Source organism: Ruegeria sp. SATB045, from assembly GCF_059613525.1.
This window is the reverse complement of record NZ_JBXWSR010000024.1, coordinates 14611-35858: the sequence shown is the minus strand read 5'-3', so window position 1 is coordinate 35858 and position 21248 is coordinate 14611. Positions and strand designations below refer to the sequence as shown.

Sequence of the window (21248 nt, the reverse complement as noted above, 5' to 3'; positions counted from 1 at the left end):
CCTCGGGGTGCGATTGCACCCCTGAGTGTGGAGAAAACCAGAGGCCTGCGTCAAGCCCCTGTGCGGGTTGGGGGTCGGCAGACCGTGAACCCGGCCCGCCGGAAAGAGGTCAGATCGCCGAACTGTGGCCTGCCTTGCTCAGGTCATAGGCGTCAAAGCTGCGCGCGATCATGCGGGTCAGGGCGCGGGCCTCGTGCGGGATGAAAAGACCATCCTCGGTGATGCGCAGCAGCCCGTCAAAGGCGGTATTGGCATCCGCATACATGCCCTGCAATTCGGCGACAGTGATACCATGGTCACGCAGAATCTCGGCCGTGTTGATCTGAAAATCGCACATCAGCGCCTCGATCAAGCGCGCGCGCAGTACGTCCTGACCTTTGAACAGGTGTCCGCGCGAGGTTGAGAATCGCCCCTCTCGGACGGCCTTAGTATGAGCCGACGTGGCGGGCGCGTTCTGCGCATAGCCCTGCGGAAAGCGCGAGATCGAGCTGGCCCCGACACCAATCAGAACCTCGGCCTGATCGTCGGTATAGCCCTGGAAATTGCGCTTGAGCTTACCGGCGTTCAACGCGCGGGTCAGGCCGTCTTCCTGCGTGGCGAAGTGGTCGATGCCGATCTCGGCGTAATTGTCCCACATGAACAGACGGCGGGCGGTGTCGAACAGATCCAGACGCTGTTCCGGAGTAGGCAGCGCGTCCGAGGGGATCATCTGCTGCCGTTTGGCCATCCACGGCACATGCGCATAGCCGTACAGCGCCACGCGATCGGGGTTGAGCGACAGCAGTTTTTGCACGCTTTCCGTCATCCGGGTCTTGGTCTGATGCGGCAGACCATAGAGGATATCGGCGTTCAAGCTGGTGATGCCGCGTTCGCGGATCATGTCCACGGCCTTGCGCGTGGTGTCATAGCTTTGGATGCGGCCGATGGTCTTCTGTATCTCGTCGTCGAAATCCTGCACCCCGATTGAGGCGCGGTTCATCCCGGCCTCGGCCAAGGCATCCAAACGTGCCTCGTCAATCTCGTTGGGGTCGATCTCGACCGAGAATTCGGCGTTCGGCCCCAAAGGCACCACGTCCAGAATTCGCGCCGCCAGTTCGCGCATCAGATCCGCGTTCAGCAAGGTCGGCGTACCACCGCCCCAATGCAGGCGAGACAGGGTCACGCCCTGGGGCAAGCGCGCAGCCAGCAAGTCCAGCTCGGCTTTGAGGACATCCACATAGGCGATGACCGGATTGTCCGTTTGGGTGCCTTGCGTCCGGCATGCGCAGAACCAGCATAGCCTGCGGCAGAAAGGAACGTGGATATACAACGAGATCTCGCTTCCGGGTGTGATGCCGGAAATCCAGTCTCCAAAAAGCTCTGACCCTACGTCATTGCTGAAGTGGGGGGCGGTGGGATAGCTTGTGTAACGCGGAACTTTCGCGTCAAATAGTCCAAGCCGTGCCAGTTGTGGTTTTACTATCATAACGGTACGGTTAGAGGACGCCACGAACAGATGCTTTGATAGAGATCAAGTGGAAGCGCGCATGACACCCACATTCAAGATCGACCATACGAACTGTGCAGACTGCCCGATCCGACATCGGGCCGTGTGTGCCCATTGTGATGTCGATGAGCTGGAAGAGCTTGAAAGCATTAAGTATTACCGCAGTTTCGAGGCCGGTCAGACTGTCATTTGGTCCGGCGATCAGATGAATTTTGTTGGCTCGGTCGTGTCGGGGATTGCGTCTTTGACGCAGACGATGGAAGACGGGCGCACTCAGATGGTCGGACTTTTGCTGCCAAGCGATTTCGTCGGGCGCCCGGGGCGCGAATCGGCGCCTTACGATGTGCAGGCGACCACAGATGTTGTCATGTGTTGCTTCCGGAAAAAGCCTTTCGAAGAACTGATGAACACCACGCCGCACATCGCACATCGGTTGCTGCAGATGACGCTTGACGAACTGGACGCGGCCCGCGAATGGATGCTGGTGCTGGGGCGCAAGACCGCGCGCGAGAAGATCGCGAGCCTGCTGTCGATCATCGCGCGCCGCGATGCCTCAATCAACCAAAAAGGGGGGCCCATCGTCTTCGACCTGCCGCTGACCCGCGAGGCGATGGCCGATTACCTTGGCCTGACGCTGGAAACGGTCAGCCGCCAGATCTCGGCGCTCAAAAAGGATGAGGTCATCCTGTTGGAAGGCAAGCGCCACGTGACGATCCCCGATATGGGCCGCCTTATGGAAGAGGCGGGTGACGACTCGGATGGTGGCTTTCTGGTCTGACGCCTTTCAGTGCGCCAGAAAGACCGGAACGGAGGATTGTTCCAACATGTTGCGAGTTGCGCCGCCAAGAATGGCTTCGCGGAAGCGCGAGTGGCCGTAAGCCCCCATGACGATCATGTCAGCCTGAGTATCCACAGCGTGACGGTTCAGGATATCTGATACCCGTGGCATGGTTTTGCTGAGAACATCGATTTCACACTTGACCCCATGGCGCGACAGCATCTGTGACAGCATCCCGCCGGGGTCCGAACGATCCGGGCCATGCCGAGGCGGGTCAATTACAACGATACGCACTTGGGTTGCCGCAATAAGGAAAGGCAAAGCCCGGCGAATGGCGCGCATGGCCTCGACACTTTCGTTCCAGCCGATCAAAATGGTGCCGGGCTTGCTGAAGATTTTAGCCGAGTCCGGAACAATTAACACAGGGGTATGCCCTTCGAACATCGCGGCTTCGACAATGGGTTCCGCTTCGACGCCGCGGTTTTCACCGTAGGGCTGCGGCAAAACGACAAGGTCGGAAAACCGGGCGCGATGCGCAACATGTCGCCCCAAATCGGCGATTTGCGCAACACCGGATTCGGCAGACCATCGCACTCCTGACTTGGTAAAGAAGTCTTTTGCGAATGCCAGAATCTCTTCGGCTTCAGCATTGGCCCGGTTTAGGGTTTCCTGAAGAATCAAAGCGTTAGCGCCCGCATAATAATACCCTGTCTGGCTGCGATCGACGCCAAGGCACAGTGTTTCAGCATGCGCGTCCTGAGCTGCAGCCAGCGCCACGACTTGTGCAAGTGCCGAGTCAGATTGCGTGGTTTCTGTCATAACAGTGAGGAGAGATTTGTAAGCCATGTTGACCTCGTGCTTACGGGCCGGTTCCCTGCGACGTTCCAGCCCATTCGTTTCCTAAGCATTGTCATAGTACGCGGAGCTCTGTCTTGACACAGATCAAAGCAGTTTGAGCAGCTGTCGTAGAAAACAGCAGCCAGTCAAATGGGTCTCGCGACACCAAAGAATCGCGCGGGGCATGGCAAAGGGACGCAATATGTCAAATTATATCAAGCTGATCGTGCTTGGTGTGATTGCGGTATTCGCCGCGATCGCAACCAATTATGCACGCGATTTGGCGTATCAGGTGCATGCAATTCTGGTGATGTTGATCGCCGGCGGTTTGTTCATCTGGACGCTGAGAAACACGGATGAGCCAGAGACTTTCGTGGATCATTCCGGTGAGTACATGGATGGGGTGATCCGCTATGGCGTGATCGCAACCGCCTTTTGGGGGGTGATCGGTTTCGTCGCAGGAACCTTTATCGCGTTCCAGTTGGCCTTTCCGGCGCTGAACTTTGAATGGGCGCAGGGTTATCTGAACTTTGGCCGTTTGCGTCCGCTGCACACCTCGGCAGTGATTTTTGCATTTGGTGGTAACGCACTGATTGCGACCTCATTCTACGTGGTGCAACGCACCAGCGCCGCGCGCTTGTGGGGTGGTAATCTGGCGTGGTTCGTGTTCTGGGGCTATCAGCTGTTCATCGTTTTGGCTGCAACCGGCTATGTTCTGGGTGGCACGCAGTCCAAGGAATATGCCGAACCCGAATGGTATGTTGACCTGTGGCTGACCATCGTCTGGGTCGCCTATCTGGCCGTGTATCTGGGCACCGTGATCAAGCGGAAAGAGCCGCATATCTACGTGGCCAACTGGTTCTACCTGGCCTTTATCGTGACCGTTGCAATGCTGCACGTGGTGAACAACATCACCATCCCGGTCAGCATCTGGGGTTCGAAATCGGTCATCGTCTGGTCGGGCGTGCAAGACGCCATGATCCAGTGGTGGTACGGCCACAACGCTGTGGGCTTCTTCCTGACTGCAGGTTTCCTGGGCATGATGTATTACTTCATCCCGAAACAGGCCGAGCGTCCGGTTTTCAGCTACAAGCTGTCGATCATCCACTTCTGGGCACTGATCTTCCTGTATATCTGGGCCGGTCCGCACCACCTGCACTATACCGCGCTGCCTGACTGGGCTTCGACGCTGGGCATGGTGTTCTCGGTCGTGCTGTGGATGCCGTCCTGGGGTGGTATGATCAACGGTCTGATGACCCTGTCGGGCGCATGGGACAAGCTGCGCACCGACCCTGTGATCCGTATGATGGTGATCTCGGTCGGCTTCTACGGCATGTCCACGTTTGAGGGTCCGATGATGTCGATCCGCGCTGTGAACTCGCTGTCTCACTACACCGACTGGACCATTGGTCACGTGCACTCGGGCGCGCTGGGCTGGAACGGCATGATCACCTTTGGTGCGCTGTACTTCCTGGTTCCCGTCCTGTGGAAGCGCGAGCGTCTGTATTCGCTGCAGATGGTCAGCTGGCACTTCTGGCTCGCCACGATCGGCATCGTTCTGTACGCCGCGTCGATGTGGGTCACTGGTATCATGGAAGGTCTGATGTGGCGCGAAGTGGATGCCAACGGCTTCCTGGTGAACTCGTTCGCTGACACCGTGGCCGCTAAGTTCCCGATGTATGTGGTGCGTGCTCTGGGTGGCGTGATGTTCGTCGCTGGTGCCGTGATCATGTGCTACAACCTGTGGATGACTGTGCGGAAAGCGCCGGCCAAAGAGGCCAGCCTGTCCGTCGCGGTCCCGGCTGAATAAGGAGGGCCGGAGCAATGGCAATTCTCGACAAACATAAGATCCTCGAGACCAACGCGACCCTCCTGCTGGTATTCAGCTTTTTGGTCGTGACCATCGGTGGCATCGTGCAGATCACCCCGCTGTTCTATCTTGAGAACACCATCGAGAAGGTGGAGGGCATGCGCCCTTACACCCCTCTCGAAATGGCAGGGCGTGAAATCTACATTCGCGAAGGCTGCTATGTCTGCCACAGCCAGATGATCCGCCCCATGCGGGACGAGGTCGAACGCTATGGCCACTACTCATTGGCGGCTGAATCGATGTATGATCACCCGTTCCAGTGGGGTTCCAAGCGGACCGGTCCTGATCTGGCCCGTGTGGGAGGCCGCTATTCGGACCAGTGGCATGTGGACCACCTGCGTGATCCGCAGTCGGTTGTGCCAGAATCGGTGATGCCGAAATACGGCTTCCTCGAAAACCGCAAGCTGGACGGCAAGTATATCGGTGACATCATGCAGGCGAACGCGGTTGTCGGCACGCCTTACACCGAAGACATGCTGGCCAATGCCGAGGCTGACTTCCGCGCGCAGGCCGATCCCGACAGCGACTATGACGGGCTGCTTGAGCGCTATGGCGACAAGGTCAGCGTGCGCAACTTCGACGGTCAGCCAGAACTGACCGAAGCGGATGCGTTGGTGGCTTATCTTCAGATGCTGGGCACGCTGGTCGATTTCTCGACCTTCACCCCGGACGCAAGCCGCTAAGGAGGGCGTTATGGAAGAATACACACTCCTCAGACAGTTCGCGGATAGCTGGATGCTGCTGCTGTTGTTCACTTTCTTCATTGGCATCGTGGTGTGGGTTTTCCGCCCCGGTTCCAGCAAGGAATACAACGACACCGCCAACATCCCCTTCCGGCATCAAGACAAACCCGCCGAATCCAAGGAGGCGCGGCCATGAGCAAGACACCTGATAAACAGCCGGGAGATCCGAATACCACGGGTCACAGCTGGGACGGTATCGAAGAATTCGACAATCCGATGCCTCGCTGGTGGCTGTGGACTTTTTACGCCTGTATCTTCTGGGGCGTGATCTACACCATCATGTATCCGGCATGGCCGCTGGTTCAATCGGCAACCGCTGGTGTTGTTGGCTGGTCCTCGCGCGGGGAAGTGCAGCAGGATATAGTGTCCTTCGAAGAAGCCAACGCGCCTTGGAATGCGCGGCTGGTGGAAACGCCGCTTGAGGAAATCTCGGCGGACGCCGAATTGCAGCAATACGCTGTGAACTCGGGTGGTGCCGTATTCCGCACCTGGTGTGCGCAGTGCCACGGCTCGGGCGCGCAGGGGGCCACCGGCTTCCCGAACCTTCTGGATGACGCCTGGCTTTGGGGCGGTTCGCTTGAGGATATCGAATATACCGTTGCCTATGGTATCCGGAATGAAGAAAGCGACGATGCGCGCTATTCCGAGATGCCGGCCTTTGGCGAGCTTCTTGAAAAGGATGAGATCACTCAGGTCGTTCAGTACGTGATGTCCCTGACCAACGCCCAGTCGGATGACGCAGCGGCTGAAGCCGGTAAGGTTGTCTTCGAAGACAATTGCGCAGCCTGCCACGGCGAAGACGGCAAAGGCGATGTCTTCCAGGGCGCGCCGAACCTGACCGACGCGATCTGGTTGTACGGTGGCAGTGAAGAGGCTTTGACCGAGACGGTCACCTACAGCCGCTTCGGCGTTATGCCTCCGTGGGAAAACCGCCTGACTCAGGCGCAGATCCGCGCCGTGACCGCTTATGTCCACCAGCTGGGTGGCGGTCAGTAAGGCGAAAAGAATACCTCCGGACGGTTCGCCGTCCGAAGGTTGAAGCACCGGCTGTTCCATCTGTTCGCGCGTTTCCAGAACAGCCGGTGCTGACTGTTTAGACTACCGACGAAAAAAGGTGTGGTCCAGACTCACCTTTTCGCGCGCATCGCTTTTTAGTTTCCACCAATGCGCGTCCGGCAGCCAATTCTGACGGTGTTGCTTTTCTTGCTGATTGCGGTCCACGCTTTGGGTCGCGGTCATGAAGCTGCGCGCTAGGATCGAAAGCATTTTTGCACTCCTTTGCTGTTTGTAGCTTATTTGAGGATTGCCCTGTGGGCCCTAAAATGCGACTCAATTACCTTGTCAGTGTGTAAGTAAGGCTTACAAATGGATTGGATGAAAATGCCGCCCCTTGCGGCGCTCAGGGCTTTTTCTGCCTTTGCGGAAACGGGCAATGTGGTGCAGGCGGGTTCGATGTTGAATGTCAGCCACGCTGCAATCAGCCAGCAGCTGCGGGCGTTGGAAAAGCACTTAGGTACCAGCCTTCTGGACCGGTCGGGCAAGTCAATGGTTCTAACTCCCGAGGGTGAGCACCTGGCCCAAGCTTTACACCTTGGGTTTCGTGCAATTGGCGCGGCAGTGACCGATCTGGTGCAATCGGGCCTTGATCGACCGGTTCATGTTTCTCTAACCCCGTCTTTCGCTGCATCGTGGCTGATGCCAAGGCTGCCGGCTTTTCAGGCGGAACATCCGGATATTGATTTAGCGTTGGACCCTACCCCAAAGCTTGTGACTCTCGGGCCCGGCGGGGTGGATGTGGCTCTTCGTTATGGAGCGGGAGGTTGGCCCGGAGTGCCATCCGAGCTTTTACTGCCAAGCCCGATTACCATAGTGGCCGCGCCCTCATTGCTGGGGGACAAGACGGACTGGACTGCTGCCGAGTTAAGTCAACTGCCTTGGCTGGAAGAGTTCGGGACCACTGAAGCAACGACATGGCTTGCTGGACAAGGAGTAGAGCACGGCCCCCGTGCCGGGCGAATTGCATTGCCCGGAAACCTGCTGCTTGACGGGCTCCGCGCGGGTCAGGGCGTCACGGTGACGGCGCGGCATTTTGTCGAATCCGATATCGCCGACGGACGGCTGGTAGAACTGTTCTGCCAGCCGGGCAACAGCGGATATCATATTGTAACCACTGAAAACTCTATGCGTCCGGCCGTCAGAACCTTCGTGTCCTGGCTGCGGCGGCAATCCGGTCGCATGTGACAAAAGGTGTCTGCACGATGCGCTTTTGACCCATGTCAAAGAGCTTATCTGTGTGATCTGGGACAAGACACAAAAAATAAAGCCAAATCTGGAGCCAGCTCGTGAGCGATTCCGACCCCGCCCCCAGCCTATATGCTGCAAGGGAGCCTATTTTCCCCCGTCGTGTATCCGGCCCGTTCAGAAATCTGAAATGGATCATCCTCGCGGTTACTCTGGGGATCTACTACGTCACTCCGTGGATCAGATGGGACCGTGGCCCCAGCCTGCCGGATCAGGCGGTGCTGCTGGATCTGGCAAACCGCCGGTTCTATTTCTTCTGGATTGAGATCTGGCCGCACGAGTTCTATTTCGTGGCCGGTCTGTTGATCATGGCCGGTTTGGGCCTTTTCCTTTTCACCTCGGCTTTAGGGCGCGTGTGGTGCGGTTATGCCTGTCCACAGACGGTGTGGACCGACCTCTACATTCTGGTCGAACGCTGGATCGAAGGCGACCGCAACGCGCGTCTGCGTCTGCACCGGCAGGAAAAGATGGATTTGCGCAAGGCGCGTCTGCGAGTCACGAAGTGGGCGGTTTGGCTCCTGATTGGTCTCGCGACCGGCGGGGCATGGGTGTTTTACTTTGCCGATGCGCCCACATTGCTGCGCGATCTGGTGACTGGGAATGCGCATCCCGTGGCCTATACGACCGTGTTGATTCTGACCGGCACCACCTTTTTGTTTGGCGGCTTCGCGCGCGAACAGATTTGTATCTATGCCTGCCCGTGGCCGCGCATTCAGGCCGCAATGATGGACGAGGATACTCTGGTCGTGGGCTACCGCGAATGGCGGGGCGAGCCGCGCGGCAAAGGCAAGCGCACGGCGGATTCCGAGCTTGGCGATTGCATCGACTGTATGGCCTGCGTCAATGTCTGCCCGGTGGGGATCGACATCCGTGATGGCCAGCAGTTGGAATGCATCACCTGCGCGCTTTGCATTGACGCCTGTGACGACATGATGGCCAAGATCGGCAAACCGCGCGGTCTGATCGATTATATGGCGCTGAGCGACGAGACCCGCGAACGCGCTGGTCAGCCGCCCAAGAACATCTGGAAGCACATTCTGCGCCCGCGAACCATCATGTATACGGCCATGTGGTCGGCGGTGGGCTTTGCGCTGCTGTTCGCGTTGTTCATCCGCTCGGAAATCGACCTGACCGTCGCGCCTGTGCGGAACCCGACCTTTGTGACCCTGTCTGACGGGACGATCCGCAACACCTACGACGTGCGGCTGCGCAATAAGCATGGCGAGGATCGCTTGTTCAAATTGTCGCTGACCGGCGATCCGGCCATGCGGATCGTGATTGAGGGTACGAATCTTGATACAGTGAACGTCACAGCCGATACTGCCCAGCTTGAGCGCGTCTATATCGTTGCGCGTAAAGAGACTGGTCCAGCGGCAGAGGATGTGACGCCTGTGCGCATATGGGTCGAAGACCTGCAAAGCGGCGAGCGCGCTTATAAAGACACGACCTTCAACGGACGAGGGCAGTAAGATGGCAGAACGTCAATTCACCGGAAAACACGCGCTGGCCGTGTTTGTTGGGGCCTTCAGCGTGATCATCGCCGTCAATCTGGTGCTGGCCTACAGTGCTGTGAAGACCTTTCCGGGGCTTGAGGTTAAAAACTCCTACGTGGCCAGTCAGGAGTTCAACGAACGCCTGCAGGAACAGCAGGCTCTGGGTTGGGAGATCCGGGCCGAGGTTTCCGGCGGATTGCTGATCCTGCATATCATCGACAAGACCGGTGCGCCGGTTCAGGTGGCCGAGCTGCAGGCCGTCGTGGGTCGGGCCACGCATGTCAAAGAGGATTTCGCTCCCGATTTCACCTTTGACGGCATCGCCTATGCAACGCCCGCGTCGCTGGGCAAGGGCAACTGGAACATCCGTCTGGTTGCCAAAGACCATAGCGGAGCGGAATTCGCGCAGCGCGTACCGCTCTATGTGAAGGGGTAGGGGACTGTGGCGCAGATGAGTTCCGGTACGGCGGCTTGTCCGGGTTGTATCGCAGCCCCGGCAGAACCGGCACGGCCGATCCCTCAGGACGTACAGATTGCGCTGTCGTTGCCAGGTATCCATTGCTCGGCCTGTATCGCGACGGTCGAGCGCGCGCTGAACGCCACGCCCGGCGTCGAGGATGCGCGCGTCAACCTGACCCTGAAACGCGCCATGATCAAAGCCGCGCCCGATCTGCGTGCTGCCGATCTGATCCCGGTGCTGGAAAACGCGGGTTTTGAGGCGCATGAGTTGGACCCCGGCGCCCTGTCCGCCACGCAGGCTGACAAGGCGGGGCGTGATCTGCTTATGCGGCTGGCGGTGGCCGGGTTTGCCTCGATGAACGTGATGCTGCTGTCGGTCTCGGTCTGGTCCGGGGCAGCGGATGCAACGCGGGACATGTTCCACTGGATTTCGGCGGCGATTGCGCTGCCTGCGATTGCTTTCTCTGCGCAGCCCTTCTTTGCGAATGCGTGGTCGGCCTTGCGCGTGCGTCGTCTGAATATGGACGTGCCAATCGTACTGGCGATCCTGTTGGCGCTGGTCACATCGCTGTGGGAAACTGCGCTGAGCGGTGAACATGCCTATTTCGACGCCGCCCTGACGCTGACCTTCTTCCTGCTGGCTGGACGCTATCTGGATTACCGTACTCGCGCTGCTGCCCGATCTGCGGCCGAGGAGCTGACCGCGCTGGAAGTCCCCCGCGCCATTCGGGTCGTGGATGGCATCGAGGAAGAGGTCGCCGTTGCCACGCTGAGTGTGGGCGACCTGATCTTGATCCGCCCCGGCGGGCGGATGCCCGTGGATGGCGAGATTGTCTCGGGTCAATCGGAGCTCGACCGGTCGCTGCTGACCGGAGAAACCCTGCCGGTCTTTGCCGAAGCAGGTACGACTGTCAGCGCCGGCGAGGTCAACCTGACCGGCCCTCTGACCATCCGCGCGACGGCGGTGGGTGAGGACACTTCTCTGCACCGTATGGCCGATCTGGTGGCCATCGCTGAATCGGGGCGCTCGCGCTATACTTCGCTGGCCGACAAGGCCGCCAAGCTTTATGCGCCGGGGGTTCATATCCTGTCGGCGCTCAGCTTTGTAGGGTGGTATATCTATTCCGGCGATATCCGCACGGCGCTGAACATCGCGGCCGCCGTGCTGATCATCACCTGCCCATGTGCGCTGGGGCTGGCGGTTCCTGCGGTGACCACGGCGGCCTCGGGGCGGTTGTTTCGCAAAGGGATGCTGATCAAACACTCCACCGCGCTGGAACGTCTGGCCGAGGTTGATACGGTTGTTTTCGACAAGACCGGCACGCTGACCTCTGGCACTCCGGAACTGACCAATCTGGGCGATCATTCGAGATCTGACCTTGAGGTCGCGCTGGCACTGGCCGAAGCGTCCTCGCACCCGTTGTCGGTTGCTTTGACCAAGGCCGCTCGCGAGGCAGGGATCAAGCCCGCCACGCTGAAAGAGGTCACGGAGGTTCCGGGCTACGGTACCGAGGGTACCTATCGTGGCCAACGCGTGCGTTTGGGCCGGGCGGCATGGACCGGTGCAGACGAAGGCGATCAGACCGCCGCATGGCTGGCCATCGCCGGGCAAGCGCCGTCGGCATTCCTGTTCTCGGACGCTTTGCGCCCCGGCGCGGCGGAGGCGGTGCAGGCGCTGCGCGAGGCGGGAAAAGAGGTCATCCTGATCTCAGGCGATACGCAGGGCGCGGTTCAGGCACTGGCGGCCAAGCTGGGGATTGAAAACTGGATTGCGCAGGCCCTGCCGCAGGACAAGGCCAAGCATGTTGAGGTTCTGCGCGATAAGGGCCATCACGTGCTTATGGTCGGTGACGGGCTGAACGACACGGCGGCGCTGGCGGCGGCGCATGTGTCGATCTCACCGGCCTCGGCACTGGATGCGGCGCGGGTGGCGTCAGATATCGTGCTGCTGGGCAATGACCTGTCACCTATCGCCGATGCCTGCGACACCGCAGTCAAAGCAACCAAACGGATTCGCGAAAACTTTCGCATCGCCACCGTCTATAATATCATTGCGGTGCCGCTGGCGGTGGTTGGTCTGGCTACGCCGCTGATTGCGGCACTGGCGATGTCGACATCGTCTATCACCGTGTCTTTGAACGCATTGCGGGTAAGGTAAAGCGATGGAAGTTCTGGCCTATCTGATACCGATTTCCCTGTTTCTGGGCGGGGTTGGGCTGGTGGCCTTTGTCTATACCGTCCGCTCAAACCAATATGACGACCCTGAAGGGGACGCGCGGCGCATCCTCAGCGATGAATGGGACGACAAACCCAAGCCCTGACAGCCCTTGAAATTGCCGCAATGCCCGGTTATGTCCGGCCCATCCGCTAGCAGAGAGAACACCGCCAAATGGCTACCATGAATCCGATCCAGTTCATTCAGCAAGTCCGCGCCGAAGTTGCAAAGGTCGTCTGGCCGACGCGCCGCGAGGTTCTGCTGACCACGGTCATGGTGTTCATCATGGCGGCCCTGACTGCTGTGTTCTTTGCACTGGTCGATCTGGGCATTCGCGGTGGTCTGCAACTGATCCTGGGCATGTTCGGCTAAACCCGCGCGGGCAGGGTGGAAACACCGCTTCCCCCTTGCACAGCACGCGATGTCCTTGTAGGTCACGCGGAACTATTCGGAATGGGCGTGCGGCGATTCGGACCGCGCGCCGCTTTTTATTCCGGGTAACGTAATGGAATTTCAATCACGGGCACGCGTTGCCGCTGCCTGAGAAAAACAAGGACGACAGGTTCATGGCGAAACGGTGGTACTCGGTCAGCGTTCTTTCGAATTTCGAAAAGAAGATCGCAGAACAGATCCGCACGTCGGTAGCAGAGCACGGCCTTGAGGACGATATCGACGAAGTGCTGGTGCCCACCGAAGAGGTGATCGAAGTGCGCCGGGGCAAAAAGGTCACCACCGAACGCCGTTTCATGCCCGGCTATGTGCTGGTGCATATGGAGATGTCGGATCAGGGCTACCACCTTGTGAACTCGATCAACCGCGTCACCGGCTTCCTGGGCCCGCAAGGCCGTCCGATGCCTATGCGCGATGCCGAGGTGAACCAGATCCTCAACCGCGTTCAGGAAGGCGAAGAAGCGCCCAAGCTGATGATCTCCTTCGAGGTCGGTGAGAAGGTCAAGGTCAACGATGGCCCGTTCGAGGATTTCGACGGCATGGTCGAAGGCGTGGACGACGAGAACCAGAAGCTGAAGGTTTCGGTTTCGATCTTCGGTCGCGAAACGCCAGTCGAGCTGGACTTTACGCAGGTGACCAAGCAGACCTGAGTTAACCTGCTGCGAGATTCGAAGCGCCGCGATGCCTTGAGCAACGCGGCGTTTTTTTGTTTCAAACCAGTTCTAGCGGCCGGAGGCAAGGGGCAGGCTACTTCGGTGGCAGGGAAAGAACTGTGTAGCTATGGCGGTCCTGGGATCAGTTCATTTTGTTGAAGGGCTGTCAGAATGTCGAGGATTGTCGACGGGCTGAAATCCACCGATCCGTCAAGAAAGACACCCAGCCCGCCTTCTCCGATTTCTTTCGGGCCGCCATTGTCGTAAACCGGATCGAGTGAAGCGAGTTCTGCTGGCAATTCCGGACACAATGGGGTTTCGTTCAAAACAAGGTCCACAGCGGCCAGCATCAATTCCTTAACAGAGTCCAGAGTGTCGTCCTTCAGAAGTTGCTCGCGCTGTTCTTCAGGGGCCGTAAGTGTAAAATCAATGAGTTTGAAATAAGCACAATTGTCGCGCAGCTCGACGGTCGCCGCGGTGGACATATTCGCCAGGATGGCTCTTTTTTGTTCGCCCCGCTGAAAGTCGCGCTCGCTGGTTCGACTGCATTCGAAGATTGTGATGGTTACATTTCCATTCAAGTCAATCGCGTCGTCTTGGGCTTTGAGGCTTAAGTCATCCAGCCGGGCCTGCAGGCCGCAATTGTCGATGATCGCGTTGTCAGCCAACTGCTCTGGCACTGTTTTTTGTATCTCTCGGAGATCGAGAAGGGCGTTTACCCCGATCCGTGTAGGGGCAGCGGCAGTGATGTTCAGGTCCAGCGTGTAGGGGAGCTTTGTTTCGCGCACCGGCAAGGTAGCGTCGATCAGAAAGTTCACCTGCTGAGCGCTAGGAGCGCGAACGCCGGGAACTGCTGCCGCCAAGACCAAGATCATGAACCAATGTCTCATTCAGCAAACTCCAAAACACCAAGCGCCTTTAGGCCCGCAAGGACTTTGATGATTGTCTCGGCGCTTACATCAGCCGATCCGACAACTGCGGCTCCCATCCCGCCCGGAGCAATTTCGCGTGTGCCGCCGGATTCGTAGATCGGGTCGAGAACTGCGAATTCTTCGGGCAGTGGCGGGCAGACCGGGTTGGCGGCCAAAAACTCTCCACCCTTTTCTAGCACGGCTTCGTTGATGCGGTTGGTCAAACCAAAAAGATTGCTGACGGCGCCGATAAAGCCACGCGGGTTGAGGTCAACATTTTCGATACTGAATGTCAGGCACTGGCCTTTAACTTCCGCCTTGGCGACAGCAACGGCATCGACTGTAGCCCCAAAATAACGAATGCCAGCTTCTTCACGCCGGTTGCACCTGGTAAATTGAGCGCGGGCCGAACCCTCGACCTTTACAGTATCCCCTATGGCAGTGACATCGCGGACCTCAAGATAGATCTGACGTTTGCAGCTTTCTTCCAGAGGGCCAGTCAGAATCTGCGGCGCCTTTTCCTGCAGTCCGCGCAGGTCCATGAACGCCCTTATTTGCAACCGTGTGGGGCTGGCTTCTTCAAGGCCGCTGTAAACCGTGAAGGGAACGGGAATGTCGCGTAGGGGAACTTCCTTGGTCAGTTTTATCTGAAACCGACCGGCATAGTTGGCAGGATCAATCCCCGTCGTGGCGGTTGATACGGGACTGTTGGACCCGTTGGATTGGCCGGTTGTCTCGGACGCGGCGTCCTGATCCTGAGCCTTGCTGCCACATCCCGGCAGCATCGCTAGGAAAACGCAGATCAGTAGCCCCTTGTTCAGCCGAGATGATGCCATCCCCGATCACCTCTTTTGCAATCAAGCAGTTCCAAGATACCCGTCTTGTTCTCTGGCGCAACTTATGTATTCAAGTAAATTATTCTGTTTGGTTTTTCTAACTGACACTGAGGTCGGACCAAGACAAAAAGGGTCACTTGGGAATAAGGTGACATCTACTTGCCAACCCCATCGTTCCCCTGTAAATGCCGCCTCTATCGTCTTCGGGCGAGATTCTCTCGTGGGAGGTTGCTGGGATCGCGATCCCGGATCGGACCACGCAACATAAACCGGGTGGAACGCGTTTCACCTACGTTGAAAGGAAAACCAAATGGCCAAGAAGCTTGCTGGTACAATGAAACTGCAGGTTCCTGCAGGTCAGGCGAACCCGTCGCCGCCAGTTGGTCCGGCGCTGGGTCAGCGCGGCATCAACATCATGGAATTCTGCAAGGCGTTCAATGCCAAGACTGCAGACATGGAGCCCGGCGCCCCATGCCCCACCGTGATCACCTACTATCAGGACAAGTCCTTCACCATGGACATCAAGACGCCGCCCGCGTCTTATTACCTGAAAAAAGCAGCTGGTCTGAAGCCGGTTGGTAAGCGTAACCGCCCCCGTGGCGCGGAAAACCCAGGTCGTGAGACCGTGGCAACCGTGACCTCGAAGCAGGTTCGTGAAATCGCCGAAGCCAAAATGAAAGATCTGAACGCCAACGACGTCGAAGGCGCAATGCAGATCATCCTGGGCTCGGCCCGCTCTATGGGCATCGAGGTGAAGTAAGATGGCAAAACTTGGTAAACGCACCCGCGCTGCGCGCGAAGCTGTCGCCGGCAAGGAAAATCTGTCGATCGAAGACGCAGTTGCCCTGGTCAAAGCCAACGCAACCTCGAAATTCGACGAGACCATCGAAATCGCGATGAACCTGGGCGTTGACACCCGTCACGCTGACCAGATGGTTCGCGGCGTTGTTGGCCTGCCCAACGGCACCGGTAAAGCGATGCGCGTTGCTGTTTTCGCTCGTGGCCCCAAGGCTGACGAAGCGAAAGAAGCAGGCGCGGATATCGTTGGCGCAGAGGACCTGATGGAAACCATTCAGGGCGGCACCATCGAATTCGATCGCTGCATTGCCACCCCGGACATGATGCCCATCGTTGGCCGTCTGGGTAAGGTTCTGGGCCCCCGCAACCTGATGCCGAACCCCAAGGTTGGCACTGTGACCATGGACGTCAAAGCAGCCGTGGAAGCAGCCAAGGGCGGTGAAGTTCAGTTCAAGGCGGAAAAAGGCGGCGTTGTGCACGCTGGCGTTGGCAAAGCGTCGTTCGACGAAGCCAAGCTGGCCGAAAACGTGCGCGCATTCGTTTCGGCTGTGGCCAAGGCCAAGCCGTCGGGCGCAAAAGGCACCTACATGAAGAAAATCGCGCTGAGCTCGACTATGGGCCCAGGCGTGACTCTGGATGTGGCGGCTGCGGCGGGCGAATAAGCCCTGACGCACGACTACAAAGAATTGGTCCCGGGTGGTGAGAACTGCCCGGGATTTTTTGTGTCAATTGGTAAAGTGATCCGGCTGAAAAGCCCTTTTCGCAAAGGGTCGTAGCCGCCGCAGAGTTCTTTGTTTAGCCGCAGTGCGCAGCGCCTTTTTCTGTGGCACGCGGGCCAAAGTCGACAAGACGCGTGGATAAAGAAGAAAAGCCAGGCTGGGATCATTTGGGCCGACCAGTTTATACCCTTCGAAAAAAGCTGAGGTGACATCGTCGGGGACGACTCGGCCGGGCGCTACCTCGTTTGCAGAACGGGTCAGGGTGGTGAAATCCAGCAAGATCTTGGAAATGTCATGTCCGACCGGCGCCATTTGATCGCTGGAAAAGTCAAGCCCGAGTGTCCGCTGGTCGTCTCGTATAAGATTGGATAAGTGAAAGTCGCCGTGCTGAATTGCCGAAATCGTTTGCTGGCCTTCGAACCGTGGCGCCAGCTCGATGATCCGTCGGATACCGGCGAGAAACAGTTGCCGTGCGGGTACGGTTGCAGTGCCTGCGGTGATCTGTTTTTCCAGCTCCTGATAGTAGCAGACCGTGTATTTGGGCTGAAAGATGCGCCGCTCTTCGATCTGTGTGCGGTGATAGGTATCCAGCCAGACCCCGGCTTGTTTTAAAAGGTCCAATTGTTGGACAGGCCGACCCTCAGCCTTGCGGACGAGTTCAGCGAAGGTGTGACCCCTTATGTATTCAAAGAGGCTTGTTTGAGCGTCCTGTGACACCTGGATAGGTTTGGGCGCGGTCAGGGTGGCGTCTTCCCCCAGAGCATGAAACGCTCGTTCCTGGAGCATGTGGTGGGCGACAAACCCCTGTTGCGACTCGGGTTTAAGCTGGAACTTGTAGGCGTAAGACAAACCCGACCTGTGTTTTGCGCGAAGAACAATCCGAGAGTTTTCCGGATCGTCTCGGCGGGACAGTTTGGTCAGCGTCCAGCCATGGCGCGACAACCCCGCCTGGGCGGCGAAACCTGGCCAAAGTTTCAAGGCTGTTTTGTCGAGGGTCGTGTCCTGAAAGTTCCACCACATGCCAAGGTTTTTCTCTTCGCATTAATCGTCCGCATTCGTATCTGCAGACAATGCAGCGTTCGGGTGCGTTGCGCAAATGCCGGGATTGGCGGCATCCCGCATCCTGTCAGGTCACATATACGCGCTTAGAACTGCTGCTTCACGGGCGTTGATCGTCGCGGCTGCAGTGTGACGGAAGGCGTCCCTTGCGTGGTCAAGCGAGGGGAACAGGGCCAAAATCTCGGCTCGCTGCGCCGAGGACAAGGCATGTTTCGCGCTTTCGCCAAAGAAATAGCTTTCTGTCAACGCTCCGTTCGACCGAACGATGTGATGCTGGTCGAACATGAAATGCGTGTAGGTGATCCTGTCCATCTCGCAGATTTCAACACCCGGCAGGCTGCAAAGATGCTTGGCCGCAACGAAAACCTCAGAAGACCCGAACAGCATGCTTATCGCGGGCGAAGCGACGAGAACCCGATGTTGCTGTGACAGAATAAGTTTTTTGGTGTTTCCGATGGCCCCCTGTTCAATCACAACAGGTGCAAAGGCGCCGCGCCCGGGGACTGTGGTCGTGTCGATCCACATGAATGGCTGAAAACCGGCATCGCGGGTCCAGATGTTCTGACCACGGCTGAGTTGCGCGATATCGACATCCCCTTCAGATGTTGCGATCAGAGTGCCTGGGCCAAAACAGGGGATATAGTCGTCATAAGCCGAACTGCCTGCGTTGGATCCTGAAACCTTGATATAGGATGTTCCGGGGTCCAGTGGTGCAGACGTTGCAAATCCCCAAACGTCCGAGGTGACGCCGTTTTGCGAAAAAACGTAGACCTCGATTTCGGGTCCGACCGGGTTGCCATCACCGTCCAGGGCGCGCAGGACGATAATGGATTCTGACTCGACCGGCGTACCGTCGGCGACAATCCCGCCGCCATCCGTGATGATATGTCCGCCCGCCTGGTCGTCGTTGAAAATATCCGGGCTGCCGCTGGTGTCGTCCAGCGTGACGGTCGTCCCGCCGCCGCCAGAAAAGGAAAAGATGGTCCCGTCCGGAGTATCCGAGTTGTTGATAATCGAGTTGCCTACGATACCGCCAGAAGAACTGGAGGTCACAATCAGGCTGGAGCTGTCCTGAGCGAAAAAACTGCGAAGTACCATGTGCTCGACTAAACCTTACAGAAACTTGTTAACCAGGCGGAGGCTTTAGGTTGGAAACCGGCAAAACCTATATCCAGTACGCAATTTAATTTGCTTGGGTCTGATTTTGCCAGCCATTTCTTCAGCTCCGATCACACAATTTTGTTAGCAGCGCGAAAGTTGCGTTAATCAAAACGGTCCTGAAATGCGATGCGCAGTCGGTTGCCCAGCCTGTGCCGTTTGTCTTCCTCGTACGGGCTGCAGCGATGGTTTAAGTGCCACAGTGCCAACCAGTCCAAAATCAACCGTCCTCGGATGCAGGTGTCCAGAATGTCCACATGGATGGGGTGTTCGTAACGCCGGAAAAACATCTCTTTGTTTGTTTTCAAAATGCCACTGCGATCCACTTCCTGAGGGGGAGCGTCGCGAAACACATCGGACTTCAGGAAGTCCACGATGTCATAGGGGGCCAGTTTCACCCTGACCTCGGTGAAATCCAAGCCGATCATATGCCCTCGGCCGACGATCAGGTTCTGTGCATGGAAATCACCGTGTGAAAACACCTGCGTTTCCAAAGTGCCCCTGAGGCTCCATGCTTCGTTTGTCAGCAGATCCAGCATTGCCGCGCTTTCGCGTTGAATCTCTTGTGGGACATGCGCCGCTGCGGCCTGAATGTTGTCGAGCATCCATTTCGGTCGAAATCCGTATTTCTGTAGCGGGCGATACGCGTGCAAATGGTGCAGCCATTCTCCGGCGCGTCGATAAATCTGGGCGACCTGATCCGCATCAGGGCTTCTGTGAATAATATCCGCTGCGGTTGGACGGTCGATATACTCTGTCACGAAGAACGTCTGCGAGGGTGAGATGTAGACAGGGCGAACAACTCGCACAGTCTGCGTGTCTTCGAAATAAGCCGACAGGGTCGTCAGAAGGTCATATTCCTTCTGCAACCGACCCGTTTCCGGAGAGGTTGTATCAATCTTTAGGGCGTACTCCCCTGAACCGGTTCTCAGGCGCAATAGGTACCGGGTGTCAGCAAAATCATGCGATCGGTAGACGCATTCAAACCCGGATAAGCTTAGGTTCCTGCCATGTGCAGAGAATTCTTTGACGCAACCTGTCGCAAATTGGTGTTCTTGCGGGGAGAGTTTCGGCATTTGCAGCGTGTTATCCGGGGTTTGGGTGCGCGAGACAGGACCTTAGCGTGCATGACATGTCAATGCCGCACAATACAGTTTGGACAGGGTGCCTCGCTGGGCAGGGATTGCAGCGATTTGATGTGATTTACCTCTTGGAAACCCCGCCTATCTGCCCTAAAGAGACTTGCGGAGTAAAGCGTGCGATTCGTCGTGCGCTTTATTTCGTTTCGTCCAAGACGGTGGGTGGCCTTGCGAAAGGTCTTAATTCCCTGCCTGAGACGGGTAAGACCAAAGAATTCTGAGGGTCGCATTCCTCGGGCGCATTTTGGCCAATCCCGTAACAACGGACCTGAACGCTGGGGTTTCGGCCTCGGCAAATATGAGCCGGGATGTCCAACATCCCAAACTTGGAGAGAACTGTGGATAGAGCCCAGAAAGAGAAAGTGGTCGAGGAACTCGGCCAAATCTTCGAAAGCTCTGGCGTCGTAGTGGTTGCCCATTACGCCGGTCTGACAGTTGCCGAGATGCAGGACCTTCGCGCACGTGCTCGTGACGCGGGTGGCGCCGTGCGTGTTGCCAAGAACAGGCTCGCCAAAATCGCCCTCGACGGAAAGCCATGTGAAAGCATTGGTGACCTGCTGACGGGTATGACCGTTCTGACCTATTCCGAGGATCCCGTGGCAGCAGCCAAGGTGGCCGAGGACTTCGCCAAAGAGAACCAAAAGTTCGAAATCCTTGGCGGTGCAATGGGCGAGAACGCTCTGGACCGGGCTGGTGTTACAGCCGTGTCGAAAATGCCGTCGCGTGAAGAGCTTATTGCTACTATCGCGGGTATGCTTGGCGCGCCTGCTTCGAACATCGCCGGTGCAATTGGCGCACCTGCAAGCAACATCGCAAGCATCCTTTCCACCATCGAAGAGAAGGCGGAAGCTGCGTAAGCGGTTGGCACTGAATGATCTGCGTAGGGTGAACACCCTGACGTTGGAACACACACTGTAAACGGAAAGAGCTGATAAAATGGCTGATCTGAAAGCACTCGCAGAAAGCATCGTGGGTCTGACCCTGCTGGAAGCACAAGAACTGAAAACCATCCTCAAAGACGAATACGGCATCGAGCCCGCAGCAGGCGGCGCAGTTGTCATGGCAGCTGGTGGCGACGCCGGCGGCGCAGCTGAGGAAGAAAAAACCGAATTCGACGTCGTTCTGAAGAACGCCGGCGCTTCGAAAATCAACGTGATCAAAGAAGTTCGCGGCATCACCGGTCTGGGCCTGAAAGAAGCCAAAGAGCTGGTTGAAGCTGGCGGCAAGATCAAAGAAGGCGTTGACAAGGCAGAAGCCGAAGAAGTCAAAGCCAAGCTGGAAGCAGCTGGCGCCGAAGTCGAGCTGGCCTAAGCCAACTGACAGGTGCATCGCTGATGTGCCGA

General features: G+C 57.6%; 24 protein-coding genes. 16 read left to right on the top strand and 8 right to left on the bottom strand.

What is annotated here, in order from left to right; all coding sequences use genetic code 11:
- Positions 1-109: 109 nt before the first annotated feature.
- Positions 110-1465, bottom strand: coding sequence for an oxygen-independent coproporphyrinogen III oxidase (hemN, locus tag AC2FNR_RS13060; RefSeq protein ID WP_480866388.1), 1356 nt, complete (start codon positions 1463-1465; stop codon positions 110-112).
- 61 nt (positions 1466-1526) lie between these two features.
- Between hemN and fnrL the strand changes: the two genes are divergently transcribed.
- Positions 1527-2264 carry a transcriptional regulator FnrL gene (gene fnrL, locus AC2FNR_RS13055; protein ID WP_480866387.1) on the top strand — a complete coding sequence of 246 codons (738 nt, stop codon included), beginning with the start codon at positions 1527-1529 and terminating at the stop codon, positions 2262-2264.
- A 6-nt stretch (positions 2265-2270) separates the two neighbouring features.
- Here the strand turns inward: fnrL and AC2FNR_RS13050 are convergent, their stop codons facing one another.
- Positions 2271-3110, bottom strand: a complete 840-nt coding sequence (locus AC2FNR_RS13050; protein ID WP_480866660.1) for a universal stress protein — start codon at positions 3108-3110, stop codon at positions 2271-2273.
- A gap of 193 nt (positions 3111-3303) precedes the next feature.
- Here AC2FNR_RS13050 and ccoN point away from each other — a divergent pair, with 193 nt between their 5' ends.
- From ccoN to ccoP, 4 genes are read left to right on the top strand one after another with little or no spacing between them, the layout of a single operon-like run.
- On the top strand, positions 3304-4911 hold the full coding sequence (gene ccoN, locus AC2FNR_RS13045; protein ID WP_496849384.1) for a cytochrome-c oxidase, cbb3-type subunit I: 1608 nt from the start codon (positions 3304-3306) through the stop codon (positions 4909-4911).
- A gap of 14 nt (positions 4912-4925) precedes the next feature.
- The gene (ccoO, locus tag AC2FNR_RS13040) at positions 4926-5654 is read left to right on the top strand and encodes a cytochrome-c oxidase, cbb3-type subunit II (protein ID WP_170355316.1); all 729 of its coding nucleotides are present in this window, start codon (positions 4926-4928) and stop codon (positions 5652-5654) included.
- A 10-nt stretch (positions 5655-5664) separates the two neighbouring features.
- Positions 5665-5850, top strand: a complete 186-nt coding sequence (locus tag AC2FNR_RS13035; protein WP_170355315.1) for a cbb3-type cytochrome c oxidase subunit 3 — start codon at positions 5665-5667, stop codon at positions 5848-5850.
- Positions 5847-6710: a cytochrome-c oxidase, cbb3-type subunit III gene (gene ccoP, locus AC2FNR_RS13030; RefSeq protein WP_170754450.1), complete on the top strand. Its 864-nt coding sequence runs from the start codon at positions 5847-5849 to the stop codon at positions 6708-6710. Before AC2FNR_RS13035 ends, ccoP begins: the two co-directional genes overlap by 4 nt.
- Before the next feature lie 102 nt (positions 6711-6812).
- Here ccoP and AC2FNR_RS13025 read toward each other — a convergent pair whose 3' ends face one another.
- Positions 6813-6980, bottom strand: coding sequence for a hypothetical protein (locus AC2FNR_RS13025; RefSeq protein ID WP_496849382.1), 168 nt, complete (start codon positions 6978-6980; stop codon positions 6813-6815).
- A gap of 99 nt (positions 6981-7079) precedes the next feature.
- Between AC2FNR_RS13025 and AC2FNR_RS13020 the strand changes: the two genes are divergently transcribed.
- The 7 genes from AC2FNR_RS13020 to nusG all read left to right on the top strand — a co-directional run bounded on the left by AC2FNR_RS13020 (position 7080) and on the right by nusG (position 13282).
- Entirely contained in the window at positions 7080-7955 is an 876-nt protein-coding gene (locus AC2FNR_RS13020) for a LysR family transcriptional regulator (RefSeq protein ID WP_496849381.1), read from the top strand.
- A 101-nt stretch (positions 7956-8056) separates the two neighbouring features.
- Positions 8057-9484, top strand: coding sequence for a cytochrome c oxidase accessory protein CcoG (ccoG, locus tag AC2FNR_RS13015; protein ID WP_170355312.1), 1428 nt, complete (start codon positions 8057-8059; stop codon positions 9482-9484).
- 1 nt (position 9485) lies between these two features.
- Entirely contained in the window at positions 9486-9944 is a 459-nt protein-coding gene (locus AC2FNR_RS13010; protein ID WP_170754444.1) for a FixH family protein, read from the top strand.
- A gap of 15 nt (positions 9945-9959) precedes the next feature.
- Positions 9960-12125 carry a heavy metal translocating P-type ATPase gene (locus AC2FNR_RS13005; protein WP_496849378.1) on the top strand — a complete coding sequence of 722 codons (2166 nt, stop codon included), beginning with the start codon at positions 9960-9962 and terminating at the stop codon, positions 12123-12125.
- A gap of 4 nt (positions 12126-12129) precedes the next feature.
- Entirely contained in the window at positions 12130-12288 is a 159-nt protein-coding gene (gene ccoS, locus AC2FNR_RS13000) for a cbb3-type cytochrome oxidase assembly protein CcoS (protein ID WP_170355309.1), read from the top strand.
- A 68-nt stretch (positions 12289-12356) separates the two neighbouring features.
- On the top strand, positions 12357-12554 hold the full coding sequence (gene secE / locus AC2FNR_RS12995; protein ID WP_170355308.1) for a preprotein translocase subunit SecE: 198 nt from the start codon (positions 12357-12359) through the stop codon (positions 12552-12554).
- 194 nt (positions 12555-12748) lie between these two features.
- Positions 12749-13282, top strand: a complete 534-nt coding sequence (gene nusG / locus AC2FNR_RS12990) for a transcription termination/antitermination protein NusG (protein WP_480866378.1) — start codon at positions 12749-12751, stop codon at positions 13280-13282.
- Positions 13283-13410: 128 nt separating this feature from the next.
- Here the strand turns inward: nusG and AC2FNR_RS12985 are convergent, their stop codons facing one another.
- Positions 13411-14103: a hypothetical protein gene (locus AC2FNR_RS12985; protein WP_496849375.1), complete on the bottom strand. Its 693-nt coding sequence runs from the start codon at positions 14101-14103 to the stop codon at positions 13411-13413.
- A 68-nt stretch (positions 14104-14171) separates the two neighbouring features.
- Positions 14172-15032: a hypothetical protein gene (locus AC2FNR_RS12980; protein ID WP_496849373.1), complete on the bottom strand. Its 861-nt coding sequence runs from the start codon at positions 15030-15032 to the stop codon at positions 14172-14174.
- Between the two features lie 310 nt (positions 15033-15342).
- Here AC2FNR_RS12980 and rplK point away from each other — a divergent pair, with 310 nt between their 5' ends.
- Together rplK and rplA are read left to right on the top strand one after the other, a co-directional pair.
- Positions 15343-15792, top strand: a complete 450-nt coding sequence (rplK, locus tag AC2FNR_RS12975; protein WP_010440985.1) for a 50S ribosomal protein L11 — start codon at positions 15343-15345, stop codon at positions 15790-15792.
- 1 nt (position 15793) lies between these two features.
- On the top strand, positions 15794-16492 hold the full coding sequence (gene rplA / locus AC2FNR_RS12970; RefSeq protein WP_170355304.1) for a 50S ribosomal protein L1: 699 nt from the start codon (positions 15794-15796) through the stop codon (positions 16490-16492).
- 63 nt (positions 16493-16555) lie between these two features.
- On the opposite strand, the gene AC2FNR_RS12965 is transcribed toward rplA, so the two are convergent.
- From AC2FNR_RS12965 to AC2FNR_RS12955, 3 genes are all read right to left on the bottom strand, one after another.
- Positions 16556-17569, bottom strand: coding sequence for a phosphotransferase (locus tag AC2FNR_RS12965; protein WP_496849371.1), 1014 nt, complete (start codon positions 17567-17569; stop codon positions 16556-16558).
- Between the two features lie 111 nt (positions 17570-17680).
- A complete protein-coding gene (locus AC2FNR_RS12960) occupies positions 17681-18706 on the bottom strand; it encodes a Hint domain-containing protein (RefSeq protein WP_496849369.1) in 1026 nt (341 codons plus the stop codon).
- Positions 18707-18870: 164 nt separating this feature from the next.
- Positions 18871-19842: a phosphotransferase family protein gene (locus tag AC2FNR_RS12955; protein ID WP_496849368.1), complete on the bottom strand. Its 972-nt coding sequence runs from the start codon at positions 19840-19842 to the stop codon at positions 18871-18873.
- Between the two features lie 401 nt (positions 19843-20243).
- Here AC2FNR_RS12955 and rplJ point away from each other — a divergent pair, with 401 nt between their 5' ends.
- Positions 20244-20762, top strand: a complete 519-nt coding sequence (rplJ, locus tag AC2FNR_RS12950) for a 50S ribosomal protein L10 (protein WP_170355300.1) — start codon at positions 20244-20246, stop codon at positions 20760-20762.
- Between the two features lie 79 nt (positions 20763-20841).
- A complete protein-coding gene (gene rplL / locus AC2FNR_RS12945) occupies positions 20842-21216 on the top strand; it encodes a 50S ribosomal protein L7/L12 (protein ID WP_008755409.1) in 375 nt (124 codons plus the stop codon).
- Positions 21217-21248 lie beyond the last annotated feature (32 nt).

Bases quoted from the DNA above. Each gene is read 5' to 3' on its own strand.
- rplA (WP_170355304.1), top strand. From the start codon at position 15,794: ATGGCAAAACTTGGTAAACGCACCCGCGCTGCGCGCGAAGCTGTCGCC.
- rplL (WP_008755409.1), top strand. From the start codon at position 20,842: ATGGCTGATCTGAAAGCACTCGCAGAAAGCATCGTGGGTCTGACCCTG.
- AC2FNR_RS13035 (WP_170355315.1), top strand. From the start codon at position 5,665: ATGGAAGAATACACACTCCTCAGACAGTTCGCGGATAGCTGGATGCTG.
- AC2FNR_RS13025 (WP_496849382.1), bottom strand. From the start codon at position 6,980: ATGCTTTCGATCCTAGCGCGCAGCTTCATGACCGCGACCCAAAGCGTG.
- ccoP (WP_170754450.1), top strand. From the start codon at position 5,847: ATGAGCAAGACACCTGATAAACAGCCGGGAGATCCGAATACCACGGGT.
- AC2FNR_RS13050 (WP_480866660.1), bottom strand. From the start codon at position 3,110: ATGGCTTACAAATCTCTCCTCACTGTTATGACAGAAACCACGCAATCT.
- rplK (WP_010440985.1), top strand. From the start codon at position 15,343: ATGGCCAAGAAGCTTGCTGGTACAATGAAACTGCAGGTTCCTGCAGGT.
- ccoO (WP_170355316.1), top strand. From the start codon at position 4,926: ATGGCAATTCTCGACAAACATAAGATCCTCGAGACCAACGCGACCCTC.
- AC2FNR_RS12965 (WP_496849371.1), bottom strand. From the start codon at position 17,569: ATGTGGTGGAACTTTCAGGACACGACCCTCGACAAAACAGCCTTGAAA.
- nusG (WP_480866378.1), top strand. From the start codon at position 12,749: ATGGCGAAACGGTGGTACTCGGTCAGCGTTCTTTCGAATTTCGAAAAG.
- AC2FNR_RS13005 (WP_496849378.1), top strand. From the start codon at position 9,960: ATGAGTTCCGGTACGGCGGCTTGTCCGGGTTGTATCGCAGCCCCGGCA.
- hemN (WP_480866388.1), bottom strand. From the start codon at position 1,465: ATGATAGTAAAACCACAACTGGCACGGCTTGGACTATTTGACGCGAAA.
- secE (WP_170355308.1), top strand. From the start codon at position 12,357: ATGGCTACCATGAATCCGATCCAGTTCATTCAGCAAGTCCGCGCCGAA.
- ccoS (WP_170355309.1), top strand. From the start codon at position 12,130: ATGGAAGTTCTGGCCTATCTGATACCGATTTCCCTGTTTCTGGGCGGG.
- ccoN (WP_496849384.1), top strand. From the start codon at position 3,304: ATGTCAAATTATATCAAGCTGATCGTGCTTGGTGTGATTGCGGTATTC.
- fnrL (WP_480866387.1), top strand. From the start codon at position 1,527: ATGACACCCACATTCAAGATCGACCATACGAACTGTGCAGACTGCCCG.
- AC2FNR_RS13020 (WP_496849381.1), top strand. From the start codon at position 7,080: ATGGATTGGATGAAAATGCCGCCCCTTGCGGCGCTCAGGGCTTTTTCT.
- AC2FNR_RS13010 (WP_170754444.1), top strand. From the start codon at position 9,486: ATGGCAGAACGTCAATTCACCGGAAAACACGCGCTGGCCGTGTTTGTT.
- AC2FNR_RS12960 (WP_496849369.1), bottom strand. From the start codon at position 18,706: ATGGTACTTCGCAGTTTTTTCGCTCAGGACAGCTCCAGCCTGATTGTG.
- AC2FNR_RS12955 (WP_496849368.1), bottom strand. From the start codon at position 19,842: ATGCCGAAACTCTCCCCGCAAGAACACCAATTTGCGACAGGTTGCGTC.
- AC2FNR_RS12980 (WP_496849373.1), bottom strand. From the start codon at position 15,032: ATGGCATCATCTCGGCTGAACAAGGGGCTACTGATCTGCGTTTTCCTA.